This window comes from Streptomyces sp. Go-475 (genome assembly GCF_003330845.1).
Classification (GTDB): domain Bacteria; phylum Actinomycetota; class Actinomycetes; order Streptomycetales; family Streptomycetaceae; genus Streptomyces.
Genome location: NZ_CP026121.1, coordinates 7,516,322 through 7,536,311 on the forward strand (window position 1 = coordinate 7,516,322; position 19,990 = coordinate 7,536,311).

A 19,990-nucleotide genomic window follows, 5' to 3' on the forward strand; every position below is an offset into this window, starting at 1 on the left:
ACATGCGCAACGAGGGACTGGGGTCGTGGCCCGCACGCCGGGCCCGCAAGACCCCGCACCGCACCGCCCTGATCCACGGCGGGAACGTCACCGACTACCGCACGCTCCACACCCGGACCACGCGCCTGGCCCACGCCCTGCGCGCCCGGGGCGTGCGCCGCGGCGACCGGATCGCCTACCTCGGCCCGAACCACCCCTCCTACCTGGAGACCCTGTTCGCGGCCGGCGCCCTCGGCGCGGTCTTCGTCCCCCTCAACATCCGCCTCGCCGGGCCGGAGATCGCCTACCAGCTCGCCGACTCCGGCGCGAAGGCCCTGGTCTACGGCCCGTCCCACGCCGGCCTGGTCGCGGGCCTGCCGGGCAGCACCGACGTACGCACCTACGTCGAGGTGGGGCCCGAGTACGAGGCGGCCCTCGCCCAGGCGCCGCAGGAGCCGATCGACGAACCCGTCGGCGCCGACGACACCTGCATCATCATGTACACCTCGGGTACGACCGGCCGCCCCAAGGGCGCCATGCTCACCCACGGCAACCTCACCTGGAACGCGGTCAACGTCCTCGTCGACACCGACCTGATCGCCGACGAGCGCGCCCTGGTCTCGGCCCCGCTGTTCCACACCGCAGGGCTGAACATGCTGACCCTGCCGGTCCTGCTGAAGGGCGGCGCCTGCGTCCTGGTCGAGGGGTTCGACCCGGACGCCACCTTCGACCTGATCGAACGGCACGGGATCACCTTCATGTTCGGCGTGCCGACCATGTTCGACCAGGTGGCCCGGCACCCGCGCTGGCCGGACGCCGACCTGTCCTCGCTGCGGATCCTCACCTGCGGCGGCTCCCCGGTCCCCACCCCGCTGATCGCCGCCTACCAGGAGCGCGGTCTGACCTTCCTCCAGGGCTACGGGATGACCGAGGCCGCTCCCGGCACGCTCTTCCTGGACGCCGAGCACGCCGTGAGCAAGGCGGGGTCGGCGGGCGTGCCGCACTTCTTCAGCGACGTACGCGTGGTACGGCCCGACCTGACGCCGGTCGACGTCGGCGAGGTCGGCGAGGTCGTGGTGCGCGGCCCGCACGTCATGCCCGGCTACTGGGGGCTGCCCGAGGAGACGGCCGCGTCCTTCGCGGACGGCTGGTTCCGCAGCGGCGACGCCGCCCAGGTCGACGAGGACGGCTACGTCCACATCGTCGACCGCATCAAGGACATGATCATCTCGGGCGGCGAGAACATCTACCCCGCCGAGATCGAGGACCGGCTCCTCGCCCACCCGGACATCGTCGAGTGCGCGGTGATCGGGGTGCCGGACGACAAGTGGGGCGAGGTGCCGCGCGCGGTCGTCGTGCCCCGCGAGGGCGCCGCGCTCGACCCCGACGAGGTGCTCGCCGGGCTCGCGGGACACCTCGCCAAGTACAAGATCCCGAAATCGGTGGTGCTGGCGGACGAACTGCCCCGCACCGCCTCCGGAAAGCTCCTCAAGTCCCGTGTGCGCAAGCGCTACGGCCACCAGTAAGGAACCGCATGAGCATCACCGTCAACGGCCTCGACGAACTGAAGAAGCTCGCCGGGAGCGACCTCGGCACCAGCGAGTGGATCGAGGTCACCCAGGAGCGGATCAACACCTTCGCCGACGCGACCGGCGACCACCAGTGGATCCACGTCGACCCCGAGCGCGCCAAGGAGGGCCCCTTCGGCGCCCCCATCGCGCACGGCTACCTCACGCTCTCCCTCTTCATCCCGCTCTTCACCGAGCTGCTGGACGTCCAGGGCGTGACGACGAAGGTCAACTACGGCCTGAACAAGGTGCGCTTCCCCGCCCCGGTGAAGGCCGGCTCCCGCATCCGGCTCACGGCGAAGCTCGCCGAGGTCGAGGACGTGCCGGGCGGGGTGCAGATCACCGTCGACGGCGCCATCGAGATCGAGGGCGGCGGCAAGCCGGCGGCGGTGCTGCAGAGCCTGTCGCGGTTCTACGCCTGAGGCCGCGCGGGCACCAGGTCCAGAAGGCGTTCCGAGGCGTCCCGGGCGAGCGGTGAGAGCCGCTCGTGCACGGCCCGGAACGTCTTCTCGGCCCGTTCCGCCGGCCAGTCGTCCGGCAGGTGCTTGACGGGCAGCCGCGGGTCCCGCCTGACGATCCGCAGCCACTCCGTCTGGAGCCGCAGCCGCAGCGCGAGCGCCTCGTCGGCCTCCGGGAGACCCTCCTGCCAGGGCTGCCAGCGCCGCACGAACCCCTCGTAGCCGGCGGCCAGGTCGGACAGCTCCCAGGTCTCCTCGATCATCTGCCCGATGTCCATCCCGGCGTCGGCGTGCGCCCGGAACACCTTCACGTGCGCGGACAGGCCCAGCTCGGCCACCAGGGCCGACACGTCGACCTCGCCCGGGGCGATCCACAGGCCGTTGAACAGCGGGCCGAAGCCGCTCCAGGTCAGCTGGGAGCGCAGGTCGTGGCGCTGGCGCTGCCAGGACTCGGGCAGGGAGAAACCGAGCAGGGTCCAGGTGCCGTCCCAGTGCCGGTTGACGGCACCGGTCTGCCAGATGCGCCGCTCGCCGTCGCGCAGCACCGCCTCCGAGCGTTCGGTCAGCCCGAAGTACATGCGGCGGCCCTCGCGCTGGCGGCGCAGCAGGCCGCGGCCCACCATGCGGGTCAGCGTGGAGCGGGTGGCCTGCTCGCCGATCCCGGCCCGGGCGAACACGTCGATGACGCTGCCCGAGTACACGCACACGTCACGGCCGAGCACCTGGTCGCCCAGGAACGTCAGCATGAGGGACTGGGGCCGCAGCGACTCTTCACCGGTCACGCGGCCCACCGTACCTCCGCCCGATCAGTCCGTGACCTGCTGGTACGCGGGGACGCGCGGCCATGTCCGCGACGCCTGCCAGGGCCGGGACGACGCCCCCTCCAAGAGGTCCGCGGTCACCACCCCGGCCGCCGTTTCAGGAGCCTTCCACGTCGACGAACACGGGGTTCGCGTAGAACCACGTATCGGCCCACGGGTCACCGTCCCCGGGCGCGTGCGGCACCGGCCCGTGCGGGTCGACCGAGGCGCCGAGGTAGCCGGTGCCGTGCCGGTTGCCGTCGCTGCCGCGCAGCCGGACGTAGAAGGACTCCTCGCCCGCGGTGAGCGGGATGCGCAGGGTGTAGGTGCCCGTGCGGCCGGAGACGTCCTGCGACCGGACGACCCGCGTGTCGGGGGCCTTCCAGGAGTCCCGGTCGGTGACGGGGCCGCGCACCGCGCCGCGGATGACGTCCACGTGCGCCAACTCGGGCAGGATGCCTTGGGGGTTGGGGCGGGAGGCGGTCGTCACCGTGACCTCCAGCGTCAGCCTCTCGCCCGCGCGGACCCGCAGCCGGCCGCCGAGCGTCACGCCCCGGCCCCGGTCCCGCTCCCGCTTCAGCCGGACGTCGAGCCCGTCGAGCAGGTGTCCGTGGTCGAGCCAGACGCGGCCCGCGCGCAGACCCGCCATGACCGCCCGGTAGCCGTAGCGGGTCACGCCCACGTGCGTGCGGCTGAACTGGCCGGGCCAGAAGTCGCTGCCCGGCTGCGGGGTGTCCGTGTTCACCGGGTCGGGCAGCTTTCCGGTGTTGTCGAAGGTCTGGCCGGGCTGCCAGTCGCCGTTCTTCCAGGTGTCGAAGACGATCCGGTGGGCGTCGGAGTTGGTGGTGACGGAGAACAGCCGGCCCTCGGCGAGCATCGAGTCCCACAGCCCGCCGACGGTCGCGGTCGCCCAGTCGAAGCCGCCGTAGGTCAGGTAGGCGTCCGCCGGGTAGCCGGGCCAGGACTGCGCGGACGGCTTGTTCTCGTACTCGCCGCGGATCGAGTTCGCCCCGCGCCAGCCGGGGATGGCCGCGCCCTGGGCGCCGGGCGCGCCCTCCATGCCGATCATGATGCCGGGCGCCGCGTCCCGCCAGTTGCGCATCTCGTGCGGGGAGTCGATGCCGAGACGCATGGGGTGGTTGGCGAGGACCAGGACGTCGTCGACATAGCCGCAACGGCGCTGCTCGGCCAGCCACTTGAGGGCCTTCACGGCGTGCGCCTCGTTGCGGGCGGTGTCCGCGTCGGCGGGGCCGCCCTTGTCGTAGGCGAGGAGCTTGCCGTCGTAGGCGCGCTCGAAGCGGGTGAGCACGTCCACCTCGTGCGGGCCGGGCGCGGTGAACACCGTGCAGTGCTCGGCCGCGGGGATGTACCACTCCAGGCCCTGGAAGATCAGCTGGCGTGGGTTCTCCGCCCGCGCCTTCAGGATCTCCTGGTGCTCCAGCGCCGCGCCGAAGTCGGCGTGCCCGACGTTGGAGTGCTCGGTGAACACCATCCAGTCCAGGCCGTACTTCGCGCCCGCGGCGGCCAGTTGGGAGAACGTGTACTTGGCGTCGTGGCTGTAGACGGTGTGGATGTGGTGGTCGCCGACGAGGTAGGCGAGGCGCGGGTCCTCGCCGCCCAGGTGCCTGCCGTCACCGGCCGCCAGGGCCGGGGTGGCCGCCGAGCCCAGGGCGAAGGCGGCGCCGAACAGGCCCGCGCGGCGCAGGAGCCCGCGGCGGGAGACGCCCTGCGGATCGAGGGCGGCGGGGGAGACGGACGGGTCGGCCCAGGCGGGCAGCCGCTGCTCGGTCATACGTACCTCCGCAAGGGTCAGTGGTTCATGAAGGAGGTGACGGGCAGCGCCCGGGCGACGATCCGGACGTCGCCGAGCCGTCCGTGGAGGATCTGGTCGATCTTCCCGCCGTACTCGTAGCCGCCGAGCAGCCAGGGCAGCCCGACGGAGCTGATGCCGACCGCGGGCGCCTTGGGGTTGCGCACCACCGGGCAGCCCTCGACGTACAGCGTGGTGTGCCTGCCGTCGTTGACGACGGCCAGATGCCACCAGGTCTCCAGCGGGGTCTCCTGACCCCAGTTGGTGGCGATGCCCTGCTGGTTGAGCGGGCGCATGGCCCACTGCGGTTCGCGGTCGTTGGAGAGCGACAGCGTGGCGAGCGGCTCGTCGGGGTCGTCGGCGGTCCTGCCGGCGGCGCCGCCCGTGCCCGTCCGGCTCACCAGGCCCGACCAGGCGTTGTGGTCCGGGTCCCAGTCGGCGGGCAGCCGGTAGAACGCCTCGATGGTGTAACCGTCCTCGAAGGTGGCCCGGTTGAGCGGTGCGCCGTCGACCGTGCGCAGATAGGCGCCCTTCAACGGCGACTTGAAGCCCTGGAACTCCAGGCTGCCGTGGCCCGGCTGATCGGGGTGGTGGTCGGCCGACCAGCCCAGCGCCCCGCCGCCCACGGTGACCAGGGAGAGGTCGTTGCCGCGTCCGGACAGGTCGCGGACCGTGCCGTCCACGGGCTGCTCGAAACGCCAGTAGGCGACCGTGCCCGGCACCAGCGTCTTGGACACGGGCCGCGCCGGCCGCGCGGGCACCGGCGCGAAGCCGGAGAAGCGCTCCTGGAAGTCGATCTCGACGGAGAACCGGTCGGCGTCGCCGCTCAGCTCCATCTCCTGCCGCTCCAGCTCGTTGAGCCCCTTCTTCGCCCGGCCCAGGATCCACGGCGAGACCGTCTCCACGTCGATGACGTTCCGGTCCAGGTCGAACCGGTAGAGGCGGATCATCGCCGCGCCGCCGAAGTAGCGGTTCTGGTAGTTCGTCAGGTGCAGGTGGACGTCGTGCCCGGCCGCGTTCTCGCGTACCGCGCGGGCGGCCGGCCAGTAGTGCCCGTTGAGGGTGAGGAAGATCTGGTCGTGGTCCACGATCAGCTGGTCCCACAGCTGCTGCCCGTAGTCGGACAACGTGTCGTTCTCGACGACCAGTTCATGTGTCGTGAGGATCACCGGCGTCTTCGGATGCTTCGCCATGACCTCCTTCGCCCACGCGTACCCCCGCGGCGACAGCCGCCAGTCCAGCGCGAGGACGAGCCACTGCCGGCCGCCCGCCGTGAACAGGTGGAAGGTGTTGTAGCCGTCCGGGGAGGCCCCGCCGAACGTCCGCTGCTTGTCGAACCGCCGCGGCCCGAAGGCGTCCAGGTACGGGGTCGCGCCGCGCTGGTCGGTGGTCGACGACTTCACGTCGTGGTTGCCGGCCAGGACGCTGTAGCCGACGCCCCGCCGGTCCAGCAGGCGGAACGCCTCCCCGATCGCCGCGAACTCCTCCTTCGCGCCGTTCTGCGTGAGGTCCCCGAGGTGGGACAGGAAGACGATGTTCTCCTCCCGGCCGTGCTCCAGCAGGTAGCGCAGTGAGGCCTCGACCGGCGCCTTGTCGATGCTCGGCCCGTCGAAGAGGTACTGGGTGTCGGGCATCACGGCGAGCGTGAAGCGGCGGCTGTCCGGGTCGGGGCGCCAACTCGACGTCGCCGCCTCGGCGGTGACGGCCGGCAGCGCGCTCACCGCGGCGGCCGTCGCGCCGAGCAGCGCGGTCGCGCGCAGGAAACTGCGTCTGCCGGCACCGGCCTGGGGCGCCTCGCCCAGGTCGTGATCATGCGAAGTACACACGGGTGCTCCATGAGGTGACGGGGAGGGGAGGGACTCAGAGAACGCGCAGCGTCCAGCTCCAGCGATGGACACCGGCCGCGACGAGATAGGCGGCGAAGGTGTCGGGCCCGCACGAGGCCGTGCCCAGCCCGCGGTGCGCCGCGTCGATGTGCACCACGCACCCGGCGCGCGGCACCAGTTCGTCGTGGTGCGCGACGGCGGCGAGGTCGGCCGCGCGATGCCGCGTCACGGAGACCTGGCGGGGCCGGTCCAGCCGCACCGCCAGGCCGGTGGCGTCCGGCGCGGACAGCGTGAACCGCCGAACGCCGTGCCGCCCGCCGCTCTCCTGGGGACGCAGATAAGGGGTGAACAGCTCGTCCACCGGCAGCGCGTGATGACCGACGGGCGCGCCCGCGGCCCGGTCCGGGTACGACTCCCAGGGACCCTGCCCGAACCACTCCAGCAGGTTCAGCCCGGCGACCGTCTCGAACACCGACCCGACCCGGGCCACGTCGTACAGCGCCTCGGGCAGCTCGGCGCACTCCTCGACCAGCAGCCCGCCCTCGACGGCCGTGAACACCTGCTCGTGCCGGACGGTCCCGCCCGCGCAGACGTGGTCGGCGACCACCGTCACCCGGCCAGAATCGCGCCGCACGGCGACGACCTCGCGGGTGGGCGCGTCCAGCCCCCAGTCCCGCCAGCGGCCCGCCATGCCGCCCAGTTCGTCGTTGTCGGTCGGGGCGCGCCACAGGGACAGCGTGGGCGCGGCCGTCAGCAGCGGATGGACCAGCAGCCCGTCCTCGTCGACCTCGACCGTGCGGCCCGCGACCGGCGTGTGCGCCACCGGGGACGCCGCCCGCAGCCGCACCTGGGGCAGGCACACGACCGTGCCGCGCGGCGCCCACGGCTCGTCACCGGCCGTGGTGACCCGCAACGTCAGCCACGCCTCGCCGCCGTCCTCCGGCAGCGCGAACGGCAGCGGCACCGCGGCCGTCTCACCCGGGCGCAGATCGGGCAGCTCGGCGGGGGCCGTCAGGGTGCCGCCGTCGGCGAGGGACAGCTGCCACTCGCCGGACAGCCAGTCCAGGCCGCGGAAGTGCTGGTGGTTGCCCAGGACGACGCCCTCGTGCCGGAAGGCCTCGATCCGCAGGGGCGCGGCGATCTCCCGGTGCTCGAACATCACCGGCTTGGGGGTGCGGTCGGGGAAGACGACCCCGTCGGCGATGAAGGCGCCGTCGTGGTCCGTCTCCCCGAAGTCGCCGCCGTACGCCCAGCGGTGCCCGGGCGCGGCGACACCGTTGTCGTAGAGCCCGGCGCCCCCACGCCCGGCCGGTCTGCCGTCGTTCACACGCTGGAGGATGCCGTGGTCCCAGAACTCCCAGATGAACCCGCCCTGAAGACCCGGGGTGGCCTCGATGGCCGCCCAATGGTCCGCCAGCGTGCCGTTGCTGTTGCCCATGGCGTGCGCGTACTCGCACTGGATGAGCGGCTTGGTCTGCGTCCCCGACATGGCGTGCGCGATGCACTCCTCCAGCGGGGCGTACATCGGGCAGGCGATGTCGGAGGCCAGGTCCGGGTCGGCCCAGCCGCGCTTGGCCGCGCCCTCGTACTGGAGCGGCCGGGTCGGGTCGTGCCGGCGGACCCAGCCGGCGGCCGCGTCGTGGTTCGCGCCGTAGTCGGACTCGTTGCCCAGCGACCAGACGATCACGGACGGGTGGTTCTTGTCGCGCAGCACCATCCGCGCGACACGGTCGACGAAGGCGTTCAGATAGCGGGGGTCGTCGGCGATCTCGTGCGCGTGGTCGTGGGACTCGATGTCGGCCTCGTCGACGACGTAGAAGCCGAGCTCGTCGGCCAGGTCGTACAGGGCCGGGTCGTTCGGGTAGTGCGCGGTGCGGATCGCGTTGAAGCCGAACCGCTTGAGCAGGACGAGGTCGGCGCGCATGTCGTCGTACGACACCGTCCGGCCGGTCAGCGGATGGAAGTCGTGCCGGTTGACGCCCCGGATGAACACGCGCTCGCCGTTGACCAGCAGGTCCCGGCCGTCGATCTCGACGTCCCGGAAGCCGATCCGGTGGCGCGAGGTGTCGGCGACGGTGCCGTCGGCGCGGTGGAGGCGCACGGTCAGGCCGTACAGCTCGGGCGTCTCGGCGCTCCAAGTGCGCACGCCGGGGACGGCGGCCCGCAGCCGGGCCTCGCCGAGGAAAGCGGAGACGCGCTCGTCCTCGGCGTTGGCCCGGTCGAACTCCGCGTCCTGCGTGAGCAGGTGCCCGTCCAGCTCCCCGCTGACGTACCAGCCCTCGGGCAGCGCCCCGCCCGCGTCCCGCACCCGGCAGTCCACCCGCAGGTCCCCGTTCCGCCGGGCGCGCACGCTCACGTCCGCGAGGTGCAGCGGGTCGGTGGCGTACAGCAGCACCGAGCGGGTGATCCCGCCGTGCCACCACTGGTCCTGGTCCTCGATGTGCGAGGCGTCCGACCACTTGACGACGGTCAGGCGCAGGACGGCCCGCTCGCCGGGGCGCACCACGCCCGTCAGGTCGAACTCGGCGGCCAGGTGCGAGTCCTTGGAGAGGCCGACGGGCCGCCCGTCCACGTGCACCAGCAGCACGCTCTCGGCGGCACCGACCTGGAGCACGATCCGCCGCCCGGCCCACTCGGCCGGCACGTCCACCGCGCGCTCGTACACCCCCGTCGGGTTCGCGGCCGGCACGTCCGGCGGGAACGCGGCGAACGGCATGCGGACGTTGAGGTACCGCGGCAGATCGTCCGTGCCCTGCATGGTCCAGACCCCGGGCACGTACGACGACGACCAGACCTCCCCGGGCGGGGCTTCCGGGGCGGGGAGCAACTGGAAGCGCCAGTCGCCGTCGAGGCAGACGGCCCCGGAGCGCCGGTCCACGGCGTTCGTCGGCAGCCGCCCCCAGGAGGTCAGCTCGGGTGCCGCCCAGGGGCGCAGGGCGATCAGGGGATCGGGGAGTGCGTCGGTCATGACCAATCCGAAGTCGGGGCGGTGGGCCGGGACAGAACGCGCCCCTGCAACTCCCAGGCGGGGTCGGCGGGGATGCCGAGGCGGTCCAGGACGGTGGGGGCGATGTCGATGAGGCGGGGGGTGTCGAGCCGGATGCCTCCGGGCACGCCCGCGCCGCGCGGCTCGGCGAGGATGACGAAGACCTCCCGCTCGGCACGCGTGTCGCCGCCGTGGCCGCCGTGGCCGCCGGTGTCGAGGTGGCCGTGGTCCGTGGTGACCAGCACGGTCCAGTGCTCGTGGGCGGGCCGTGCGGCGATCGCCGCCAGCAGCCGTCCCAGGTGGGCGTCCTGGGCGAGGAGGGCCTCGTCGTAGGCGGGGGAGAGGGGGCCGGTGGCGTGGCCGGCCTCGTCGGTGGCGCCGAAGTACACGAACACGAGGTCCGGGTCGTCCTCGGTGAGCCAGCGGACGGCGGTGTCGGCGACGCGGCGGTCCGCGCTCGCGTAGCCGTCGGACTCGCCGTCGTGACGCACCCGCCTGCCGATGGCGGCGCCGAGGACGCCCCGGTCGACCAGCTCCGGCCAGGACACCACCGCCGCCGTGCGCAGACCGGGCCGGGCGGCTGCGGCGCGGCTCAGGAAGTCGGGGTAGCGGGTGTAGTCGGCGCCGAGGAAGTCGTTGCCGGTCACGCCGTGGCGGTCGGGCCACACGCCGGTGAGCACGCTCGACCAGCCGGGCCCGGAGTCGGTGTAGGCCGGGCCGGCCGGCGGTCCGTCCTCGGGCCGGCCGTAGGGCAGCAGGCTCGTGCCGTGCGCTCCCGCGGCCATCAGGGCGTGGAGAACAGGGGCGTTGGCCGGCTCGCGGGTCAGCCGGTCGTGGCGCAGGCCGTCCATGCCGACGACGAGGACCTTGCCGTGCGCGGTGGCCTCGGCGTCTGGCACTGCCTACCCCTCTCGTCCAAGAGCTCGGGACCGACTGTCGGTTCTCGGGTGCGCGTCCGCTGTGGTTGATCGCGCAGTTCCCCGCGCCCCTTTCGGGGCGCGTCCCCTCAGCTTCCTTGCACCGCTCCCTCCGTCGCGCCCGCGATGAAGCCCCGGGCGAAGATCGTGAAGACCACGACCAGGGGGACGGACGCCATGAGGACGCCGGCCATGACCATGCTGTAGTCGGTGGTGTGGCCGACGTGGAGCTGGGCGAGCGCCACCTGGAGGGTGAGGTGGCTGGGGTCGGTGAGCACGACCAGCGGCCAGATGTAGTCGTTCCAGGCGCCGACGAAGGCGTAGATGGCCAGGAAGGACAGCGCCGGCTTGATCATCGGCAGCACGATGTTCCAGTACTGGCGGAAGAACCCGGCGCCGTCGATGCGCGCGGCGTCGAGCAGTTCGTCCGGCACGCCGTTCTCGATGTACTGGCGCAGCCAGAAGATGCCGAAGGCGTTGGCGAGGGCGGGCGGGACGAGTGCCTTGAGGGTGCCGACCCAGCCGATGTCGGACATGAGGATGAACTGCGGCAGGACGGCCAGCTGGAGCGGCAGCATCATGAAGCCCAGCAGCGTCGCGAACAGCACCCGGCGCCCGGGGAAGTCGAACTTGGCGAAGGCGAAGGCCGCCAGCGAGTCGACGAACAGCACCAGGACGGTGGTGACCGACGCGACGACGATCGTGTTCAGCATCGACCCGAAGAAGTCGATGGTGTCGAGCACGTGCCGGACGTTCTCCAGGAGGTGGGATCCGAAGGTCAGCTTCGGCGGGCTCTTGTAGATGTCCTCGGTGGTGTTCGTCGCCATGACGATCGTCCACACGAACGGGAAGACCGAGATCAGGACGGCCAGGGCGAGGACGATGTGCGCGGTCAGGCCCTTGGGGCGCCGGGACCGCCTGGTGACCGCCGCGGTCATGACTTCCTCCCGCGCTGCACTACGCGCCAGTTGATGACGACCATGACCAGGATCAGGACGAAGAAGGCCCACACGATGGCCGCGCCGTAGCCGTAGTCGTTGTTGACGAAAGCGGACTGGTAGAAGTACAGCAGCGTGGTCAGGCCCGCCTGTCCGGGGCCGCCGAGGTTGGGGTTGGCGGCGTTGCTGCCGAACAGGACCTGGGGTTCGCTGAAGCTCTGCAGGCCGTTGATGGTCGAGATGACGACCGTGAACAGGATGATGGGCCGCATGATCGGCATGGTGATCTGGAAGAACGTCCGGACCGGCCCGGCGCCGTCCAGCTTGGCCGCCTCGTAGATCTGGGTCGGGATGGCCTGGAGACCGGCCAGGTAGATGATCATGTTGTAGCCGGTCCACATCCAGGTCATCAGCAGCGCGATGACCAGTTTGATCAGCCACGGGTTGCTCAGCCACGGGACCGGCGAGATGCCGACCATGCCCAGGATCGCGTTGACCAGGCCGAAGTTGTTGCTGAACACCGCGCCGAAGAAGATCGACACGGCGACGATCGAGGTGACGTTCGGGACGTAGAGGGCGATGCGGTAGAAGCCCTTGAAGCGGCGCACCGAATGCAGCAGCGTCGCCAGCACCAGGGCGCCGAACAGCGTGGGAACGGTGGACAGCACCCAGATCACCAGGGTGTTGCGGATCGACATCCAGAAGACCGGGTCGTCCCACAGGAACCGGAACTGGTCCAGCCCCACGAACTGCATGGTGCCCATGCCGTCCCAGCGCTGGAAGGCCAGGTACAGCGAGTAGAAGACCGGGAAGAACGAGAAGGTGAGGAAGATCAGGAAGAAGGGCGAGATCGCCAGGTACTGCCGCCAGTAGGACAGCACCCGGCGACGCGTCGGCCGCACGGCGCCCGCGGGTGGTGTGCGCCGCGGGCGGAAGCGGGCCGGGCCCGGCCCGCCCAGGTGCCGTGGCACCGCGGCGGGGCCGGTGACCGGAGGGGACGACACCTACTTCACCCCCTGTCGCCGGGCGATCTGCCTGGCCTGGGCGACCGCGTCCTTCCAGGCGTCGTCGGGCTTCACGCCCTTGGCCTCGATGCTGGTCAGCCCGGTCATGAAGGGGGCCATGACGGCGGCGTCGGCGGGTGCCTCGTAGGCGGCCGGGATGGCCTTGGCGGCCGGGCCGAAGACCTCGATGACCTTCTGACCGCCGAAGAAGGGGTCGCCGCCCGTCATGGCCGGCATGGAGTACGCGGCCGGCGCGGCGGGGAAGATCGCGGCGTCGGCGAAGCCGCGGGCGTCGTTCTCCGGGCTGAGGATCCAGCTGATGATCTTGAATGCCTCTTCGGGGTTCCGGCACTGCTTGGGCAGGGCCAGGTAGGAGCCGCCCTGGTTGGCCGGTCCGCCGGGCATCGCGCAGACCCGCCACTTGCCCTTGGTGGTCGGGGCCGCCTGCTCGATGTCCAGCGCGTGCCAGGCCGCACCGAGTTCGGTGGTCAGGCTCTTGCCGATGGCGGCGTTCCAGCTGTTGTCGTTGATCTTCGCGTCGAGGCCGAGGGTGTAGGGGCGGATCGCCGTGTTCCACGCGGCGCGGATGTGGTCCTGGTCGCCGATGAAGCGGTTGTCCCGGTCGATGAACCGCTCGGTGCCCTGCCCGACCGCCATGTTGAACACCGAGCTGATGTTGTTGACCAGGTAGGTGCCGGGCAGCTTCTTCCTCAGCTCGGTGCCGAGCGCGAAGTACTCCTCCCAGGTCCCGGCCCGGGCGGCGACCTTGTCGGGGTCGGTGGGCAGCCCGGCCTTGTCGAACAGGTCCGCGCGGTAGAAGAGCGCGGTGGGGCCGATGTCGATCGGGAAGCCGATCTGCTTGCCGTCCTCGGTCCGGGCGAGCTTGGTCTTCCAGTCCAGGTACTGGGACGAGACCTCCTTGAAGCCCAGGTCGTTCAGGTCGAGGAAGCGGTTCGCGTTGGGCAGGAAGGCCGCCATGTCCTCGCCCTTGATGCCGGTGATGTCGGGCACGGAGGTGCCGGCCGCGAGGGTGGTGGTGAGCTTCGACTTGAAGTCGCCGCCGATGGAGGCGACGGTCAGCTTCACGTCCTTGCTGAAGTGCGTCTTCGCCTCGGCGACCACCTTGTCGCTGAGCGCGCCGCCCCAGTACCACATGGTGAGGTTCTTGCCGTTCTTGCTGCCGGCCGAGCCCGATCCGCTGCCGCATGCGACGGTCAGGCCGGAGGCTGCCGCCGTGAGCGCGGCGGCCTGGAGGAAGCCTCTACGGGAAAGGTCCACGGGTCACTCCTGTTGTTGCTGTTCGACGTGCTGAGGGAATCGGGGGTCAGTGCCGCCGTTCGGAGGCGCCCGGACCTACGGGCATGAGGGGGGCCGGCGGGGTGACCGGCGCGTGGCGCACCGGAGGGCCGACGTTGGCCGGGATGCGGTCGGCCAGGAAGCCGTACGCCTGCCGGAGGCCGGGGTCCGTCAGCGAGCGCCACCAGCGGTCGACGCCGTACCAGCCGGGGGCCGCGAGGGCCCCGCCGTGGTGCCGGACGGACAGCCCGGCGGCGAGCACGGCGAACCGCAGCCGCTCCGCCAGCGGCCAGCCGCCGAGCGAGGCCGCGACGAAACTCGCGCCGAAGACGTCCCCGGCGCCCGTCGCGTCCAGGACGTCGGTGTCCAGGGCCGGGACCTCCGCGTACTCGCCGGTGATCTGGTCGACGGCGACGGCGCCGTCCCCGCCCCGCGTCACCACGGCGACGGGCACCAGCTCGGAGAGGGTGCCGAGCGCGGCCACCGCGCTGTCGGTGCGGGTGTAGGCCATCGCCTCGGCCTCGTTCGGGAGGAAGGCGTGGCACAGGGCCAGCTGCTCCAGGAGGGCCGTCGACCACTCCTGGGTGGGGTCCCAGCCGACGTCGGCGTAGATCAGGGTGCCGTTCGCGGCGGACTTGGCGAGCCACTCGCGGGGCTCGGCCTCCAGGTGCACCAGGGCGGTCCGCGCCTCGGGCGGGTCGCCCATCAGCACGTCCTGCGAGTACGGCGGCTCCTGCCCGTGGGTGAGCAGGGCCCGGTCCTGGCCGTAGGCGACGGAGACGGTGACCGGGGTCGGCCAGTCGTCCGCCGTGCGGGAGAGCGAGAGGTCGACGCCTTCCTGGTCGCACAGGACGTCGCGGCAGTGCTCGCCGTAGAAGTCGTCGCCGAACACCGTGGCGAGGGAGGTCTGCAGGCCGAAGCGGGAGGCGGCCACCGCGAGGTTCGCGATGCCGCCCGGGCCGCAGCCCATGCCCCTGGTCCAGATCTCCTCGCCCGGCGTGGGCGGCTTTGCGAGCCCCGTGAGGACGAGGTCGTAGAAGAGCAGCCCGGTCAGCAGCACATCGGGCCGGTCGTCGTCCACGGATGCGTCCTCTCGCTCGGGGCCTCGACGGAGATCGTCAAAACTCTTCATTTCGGTGAGCGGAATCGTGCGCCGATCGGAGAGATTGGTCAATACCCGAGCAGAAATGAGCATGGCATTGATTGAAGATGACGAGTAGTGTGCACCGCGTGCTGGCAGAACGACGACACCAACTCATCCTGCGGGCCCTGCGCTCCGGCGGCCCCGCAGCTGTGACCGACCTCTCCGAGCAGCTGGGTGTGAGTCCGGCCACCATCAGGCGTGACCTGGTGAAACTCGAGGAGGACGGCCTGCTGACGCGGGTCCACGGCGGGGCCGTGGTCGAGGAGGGCGACCAGCCCTTCGCCGAGGTCGCCGAGGTGCGCGTGGCCGAGAAGGACGCGATAGCCGCGCGCGCCGCCGAGATGATCACGGATGGTCAGTCGGTGCTGCTGGACATCGGTACGACCGCCTTCCGGCTGGCCCGGCAGCTGCACGGCCGCCGCCTCACGGTGATCACCAGCAACCTGGTGGTCTACGAGGAGCTCGCCGACGACGAGGGCATCGAGCTGGTCCTGCTCGGCGGCATGGTCCGCCGCGAGTACCGCTCCCTGGTCGGTTTCCTCACCGAGGACAACCTGCGCCAGCTGCACGCCGACTGGCTCTTCCTCGGCACCAGCGGCGTGCGGCCCGGCGGGCAGGTCATGGACACCACGGTCGTGGAGGTGCCGGTCAAGCGCGCCATGATCAGGGCCGGTGAGAAGGTCGTGCTGCTCGCCGACGCGGCGAAGTTCCCGGGGCACGGCATGGCGAAGGTCTGCGGTCCCGAGGACCTGGACGTGGTGGTGACGAACGAGCCGGTCGACACGGCGACGCGGGCCTCCTTGCAGGAGGCGGGCGTCGAGGTCGTCGTGGCGGGAAAGGTGCAAGCGTGAGGCTGACGATTCTGGGCGGCGGAGGATTCCGCGTGCCACTGGTGTACGGGGCGCTCCTGGCGGACCACGCCGAGGGCCGGGTGACCCACGTCGTCCTGCACGATCTGGACGCCGGCCGGCTCTCGGCGGTGACGCGGGTCCTCACCGAGCAGGCGGCCGGTGTTCCCGACGCGCCCGAGGTGACCGCCACCACCGACCTCGACGAGGCGCTGCGCGGCGCCGACTTCGTGTTCTCCGCGATCCGCGTCGGCGGTCTGGAGGGCCGGGCGAACGACGAGCGGGTGGCCCTGGCGGAGGGCGTCCTCGGCCAGGAGACGGTCGGCGCCGGCGGCATCGCCTACGGCCTGCGCACGGTCCCGGTCGCCGTCGACATCGCCCGGCGGGTGGCCCGGCTCGCGCCCGAGGCGTGGGTCATCAACTTCACCAACCCGGCCGGGCTGGTCACCGAGGCCATGTCCCGCCACCTCGGCGACCGCGTCATCGGCATCTGCGACTCCCCGGTCGGCCTCGGCCGCCGCATCGCCCGCGTGCTCGGCGCGAACCCCAAGGAGGCGTGGATCGACTACGTCGGCCTCAACCACCTCGGCTGGGTGCGCGGCCTGCGCGTCGCCGGCCGGGACGAGCTCCCGCGCCTGCTCGCCGACCCCGACCTGCTCGGCTCCTTCGAGGAGGGCAAGCTCTTCGGCACCGACTGGCTGCGCTCCCTCGGGGCGATCCCGAACGAATACCTGCACTACTACTACTTCAACCGCGAGGCCGTCCGCGCCTACCAGCAGGCCGAGAAGACCCGCGGTGCCTTCCTGCACGAGCAGCAGGCCCGCTTCTACGCCGAGATGCGCAACCCCGAAGCCCCCGCGTGGAAGGTCTGGGACGACACCCGCGCCGAGCGCGAGGCCACCTACATGGCCGAGAACCGGGAGACCGCGGGCGCCGGCGAACGCGACGAGGACGACCTGTCCGGCGGCTACGAGAAGGTCGCCCTCGCCCTGATGCGGGCCATCGCCCGCGACGAGCGCACCACCCTGATCCTCAACGTCCGCAACCAGCACACGCTGTCGGTGCTGGACACGGACGCCGTCATCGAGGTCCCCTGCCTCGTCGACGCCAACGGCGCCCACCCCGTCACCGTCGATCCGCTGCCCGACCACGCCACCGGCCTGGTCTGCGCGGTCAAGGCGGTCGAGCGCGAGGTGCTGGCCGCAGCCGACTCCGGCTCCCGTGCGAGTGCTGTGAAAGCCTTTGCCCTGCACCCGCTCGTCGACTCCGTCAACGTGGCCCGGCGCCTCGTCGACGGGTACACCGCCGTCCACCCCGGCCTCGCCTACCTCAAGTAGAGCCCCCAGGAAGTCCTCAGGAGACCTGTCCCATGCATGACGAAAGCCGCCGGATCGAAGAGCGCGTGCAGCGCCTCCACGACCAGCGCATCAAGACCGCGGTCTACGCGGCCACCGTCCCCTTCGAGGTGGAGGCGTGGCAGGCTCCCGGGGAGCCGGTTCCCTTCGAGGAGGCGGCCGCCGCCTCCTACGAGCCGTTCGCGATGGGCACCCCCTGGGGCCCGCCCTGGGGCACCACCTGGTTCCGCATGCGCGGACAGGTGCCCGCGGAGTGGGCCGGCAAGCGCGTCGAGGCCGTCATCGACCTCGGCTTCGTCGGCGACTGGCCCGGCAACCAGGCCGAGGCCCTCGTCCACCTCACGGACGGCACCCCGCTCAAGGCGGTGAACCCGCTCAACCAGTACGTCCCGATCGCCAACCCGGCGACCGGCGGCGAGACGGTCGACTACCTGGTCGAGGCCGCCTCCAACCCGGACATCCTCGCGGACAACTTCTCCAAGGTCACGCCCCTCGGCGACAAGCTGACCGCGGGCGACAAGCCCCTCTACACCTTCCGCAGCGCGGACATCGCCGTCCTCGACGAGGAGGTCTGGCACCTCGACCTCGACGTGCAGGTGCTGCGCGAGCTGATGCTGGAACTCGGCGAGCACGACCCGCGCCGGCACGAGATCGCGCACGCCCTCGACCGGGCCATGGACCTGCTCGACCTGGACGACGTCTCCGGCTCGGCCGCCGCCGTGCGCGAGGCGCTGAAGCCGGCGCTGTCCAAGCCCGCGCACGCCAGCGCGCACACGATCTCCGGCGTCGGCCACGCCCACATCGACTCGGCCTGGCTGTGGCCGATCCGCGAGACCAAGCGCAAGACGTCCCGCACGTTCTCCAACGTCACGTCCCTCGCCGACGAGTACGACGACTTCATCTTCGCCTGCTCCCAGGCCCAGCAGTACGAATGGGTCCGCGACAACTACCCGAAGGTCTGGGCCCGCATCCAGGAGTCGGTCAAGAACGGCCAGTGGGCGCCGGTCGGCGGCATGTGGGTCGAGTCCGACGGCAACCTGCCCGGCGGCGAGGCCGTCGCCCGCCAGTTCGTCCACGGCAAGCGGTTCTTCATGGACCACTTCGGCATCGAGACCAAGGGCGTGTGGCTGCCGGACTCCTTCGGCTACAACGCGGCCTACCCGCAGATCGCCAAGCTCGCCGGCAACGAGTGGTTCCTCACCCAGAAGATCTCCTGGAACCAGACCAACAAGTTCCCCCACCACACCTTCTGGTGGGAGGGCATCGACGGCACCCGCATCTTCACGCACTTCCCGCCGGTCGACACCTACAACGCCCGTTTCAGCGGCGAGGAGATGTCCCGCGCGGTCCGCAACTACCAGGAGAAGGGCGGCGCCTCCCGCTCCCTGGCGCCCTTCGGCTGGGGCGACGGCGGTGGCGGCCCCACCCGCGAGATCATGGAACGCGCCCGCCGGCTCGCGGACCTGGAGGGCTCCCCGAAGGTCGTCGTCGAACACCCCGACGAGTTCTTCGCCAAGGCCCGCGAGGAGTACCCCGACGCGCCCGTGTGGGTCGGTGAGCTCTACCTGGAGCTGCACCGCGCCACCTACACCTCCCAGGCCCGCACCAAGCAGGGCAACCGCCGCTCCGAGCACCTCCTGCGCGAGGCCGAGCTGTGGGCGACCACGGCCGCGCTGCACGCGCCGGGCTACTCCTACCCCTACGAGAAGCTGGACCGGCTCTGGAAGACGGTGCTGCTGCACCAGTTCCACGACATCCTGCCCGGTTCCTCCATCGCCTGGGTGCACCGCGAGGCCGAGGCCGAGTACGCCCGCGTCGCCCGCGAGCTGAACGAGCTGACCGCCGAGGCGGTGGCCGCGCTCGGCACCGGCGGACCCCGCGTCTTCAACACCAGCCCCTGCGACCGCGCCGAAGTGATCCGGACCGCCGACGGCGCACCGGTGTACGTGGAGGTGCCCGCGAGCGGCTCCGCGCCCCTCACCGACGCCGAGCCCCCGCAGCCGGTGACGGTGAACGGCCGGACCCTCGACAACGGACTGGTCCGGGTCGAGGTCGCCGAGGACGGCACGCTGGCCTCGGTGTTCGACCTGCGCGCCGGCCGAGAGGTCCTCGCCGAGCCGGGCAACCTGCTCCGTCTGCACACCGACCTGCCCAACTACTGGGACGCCTGGGACATCGACAAGCACTACAAGAACCGCTACACCGACCTCCTCGACGCCTCGTCCGTCACAGTCGTCGAGCAGGACCCGCTCCTCGGCGCGATCCGCGTCGAGCGGGACTTCGGCAAGGGCTCGAAGATCACCCAGACGATCACCGTCCGCGCCGGCAGCCCCCGGATCGACATCGAGACGGACATCGACTGGCACGAGACCGAGAAGATCCTCAAGGCGGCCTTCCCGGTCGACATCCGCGCCCCGCACTCCTCCGCCGAGATCCAGTTCGGCCACATCCAGCGCCCCACCCACACCAACACCAGCTGGGAGGCGGCCCGCTTCGAGGTCTCCGGCCACCGCTGGGTGCACCTCGGCGAACCCGGCTACGGCGTCGCGGTCATCAACGACTCCACCTACGGCCACGACGTCTCCCGCACGGTCCGCGAGGACGGCGGCACCACCACCACCGTCCGCCTCAGCCTGGTCCGCGCCCCGCGCATCCCGGACCCCGAGGCCGACCAGGGCCGCCACCGCTTCACCTACGCGCTGCTGCCCGGCGCGACCATCGAGGACGCCGTCGCCGAGGGCTACGCCCTCAACCTCCCGCTCCGCGTGGCCGACGCGGCAGGCGCCCCCGCACCGGTCGTCTCCGTCGAGGGCGAGGGCGTGACCGTGGAGGCGGTCAAGCTCGCCGACGACACCTCCGGCGACGTTGTCGTACGGCTCTACGAGTCCCGCGGCGGCCGCGCCACCGGCGTCCTGCGCACCGGCTTCCCGCTCGCCGGCGCCCAGATCACCGACCTGCTGGAGCGCCCGCTGGAGGACGCGGAGATCGCCGACGGAGCTGTCCCCGTCACGCTGCGGCCCTTCCAGATCCTGACGCTCCGCCTGCGAAGGGGCTGACCCTC

At 71.6% G+C, this 19,990-nt stretch carries 14 protein-coding genes; 5 read left to right on the forward strand and 9 right to left on the reverse strand.

The features are described from left to right. The first annotated feature begins 2 nt into the window (after positions 1-2). Both C1703_RS34145 and C1703_RS34150 read left to right on the forward strand, forming a co-directional pair. On the forward strand, positions 3-1,505 hold the full coding sequence (locus C1703_RS34145) for a long-chain fatty acid--CoA ligase (RefSeq protein ID WP_114256459.1): 1,503 nt from the start codon (positions 3-5) through the stop codon (positions 1,503-1,505). 8 nt (positions 1,506-1,513) lie between these two features. Then, positions 1,514-1,969 (forward strand): MaoC family dehydratase, encoded by a 456-nt coding sequence (locus C1703_RS34150; RefSeq protein WP_114256460.1) that lies wholly within the window; start codon positions 1,514-1,516, stop codon positions 1,967-1,969. On the opposite strand, the gene C1703_RS34155 is transcribed toward C1703_RS34150, so the two are convergent. From C1703_RS34155 to C1703_RS34195, 9 genes are all read right to left on the reverse strand, one after another. Then, positions 1,960-2,787, reverse strand: a complete 828-nt coding sequence (locus C1703_RS34155; RefSeq protein ID WP_114257729.1) for a PaaX family transcriptional regulator C-terminal domain-containing protein — start codon at positions 2,785-2,787, stop codon at positions 1,960-1,962. The genes C1703_RS34150 and C1703_RS34155 overlap by 10 nt on opposite strands. 136 nt (positions 2,788-2,923) lie before the next feature. Continuing rightward, positions 2,924-4,597 (reverse strand): PHP domain-containing protein, encoded by a 1,674-nt coding sequence (locus C1703_RS34160; RefSeq protein WP_114256461.1) that lies wholly within the window; start codon positions 4,595-4,597, stop codon positions 2,924-2,926. 17 nt (positions 4,598-4,614) lie between these two features. Next, complete coding sequence (locus C1703_RS34165) at positions 4,615-6,441, reverse strand: LamG-like jellyroll fold domain-containing protein (RefSeq protein ID WP_114256462.1); 1,827 nt, start codon at positions 6,439-6,441, stop codon at positions 4,615-4,617. A 34-nt stretch (positions 6,442-6,475) separates the two neighbouring features. Continuing rightward, positions 6,476-9,409: a glycoside hydrolase family 2 TIM barrel-domain containing protein gene (locus C1703_RS34170; RefSeq protein WP_114256463.1), complete on the reverse strand. Its 2,934-nt coding sequence runs from the start codon at positions 9,407-9,409 to the stop codon at positions 6,476-6,478. Continuing rightward, positions 9,406-10,326 (reverse strand): alkaline phosphatase family protein, encoded by a 921-nt coding sequence (locus C1703_RS34175; protein WP_269803221.1) that lies wholly within the window; start codon positions 10,324-10,326, stop codon positions 9,406-9,408. The genes C1703_RS34170 and C1703_RS34175 overlap by 4 nt, the downstream gene beginning before the upstream one ends. 107 nt (positions 10,327-10,433) lie before the next feature. Beyond that, complete coding sequence (locus tag C1703_RS34180; RefSeq protein WP_114256464.1) at positions 10,434-11,282, reverse strand: carbohydrate ABC transporter permease; 849 nt, start codon at positions 11,280-11,282, stop codon at positions 10,434-10,436. Continuing rightward, positions 11,279-12,163, reverse strand: a complete 885-nt coding sequence (locus C1703_RS34185; RefSeq protein ID WP_114257731.1) for a sugar ABC transporter permease — start codon at positions 12,161-12,163, stop codon at positions 11,279-11,281. The genes C1703_RS34180 and C1703_RS34185 overlap by 4 nt, the downstream gene beginning before the upstream one ends. 123 nt (positions 12,164-12,286) lie before the next feature. Continuing rightward, positions 12,287-13,564 carry an extracellular solute-binding protein gene (locus C1703_RS34190; protein WP_114256465.1) on the reverse strand — a complete coding sequence of 426 codons (1,278 nt, stop codon included), beginning with the start codon at positions 13,562-13,564 and terminating at the stop codon, positions 12,287-12,289. A 46-nt stretch (positions 13,565-13,610) separates the two neighbouring features. Then, on the reverse strand, positions 13,611-14,663 hold the full coding sequence (locus C1703_RS34195) for a carbohydrate kinase family protein (RefSeq protein WP_114256466.1): 1,053 nt from the start codon (positions 14,661-14,663) through the stop codon (positions 13,611-13,613). A 149-nt stretch (positions 14,664-14,812) separates the two neighbouring features. On the opposite strand from C1703_RS34195, the gene C1703_RS34200 reads away from it, so the two are divergent. From C1703_RS34200 to C1703_RS34210, 3 genes are read left to right on the forward strand one after another with little or no spacing between them, the layout of a single operon-like run. Then, a complete protein-coding gene (locus C1703_RS34200) occupies positions 14,813-15,577 on the forward strand; it encodes a DeoR/GlpR family DNA-binding transcription regulator (RefSeq protein WP_114257732.1) in 765 nt (254 codons plus the stop codon). Further along, positions 15,574-16,911 (forward strand): 6-phospho-beta-glucosidase, encoded by a 1,338-nt coding sequence (locus C1703_RS34205; protein WP_114256467.1) that lies wholly within the window; start codon positions 15,574-15,576, stop codon positions 16,909-16,911. Before C1703_RS34200 ends, C1703_RS34205 begins: the two co-directional genes overlap by 4 nt. A gap of 32 nt (positions 16,912-16,943) precedes the next feature. After that, entirely contained in the window at positions 16,944-19,985 is a 3,042-nt protein-coding gene (locus tag C1703_RS34210; protein WP_114256468.1) for a glycoside hydrolase family 38 C-terminal domain-containing protein, read from the forward strand. The last annotated feature ends 5 nt before the right edge of the window (positions 19,986-19,990 follow it).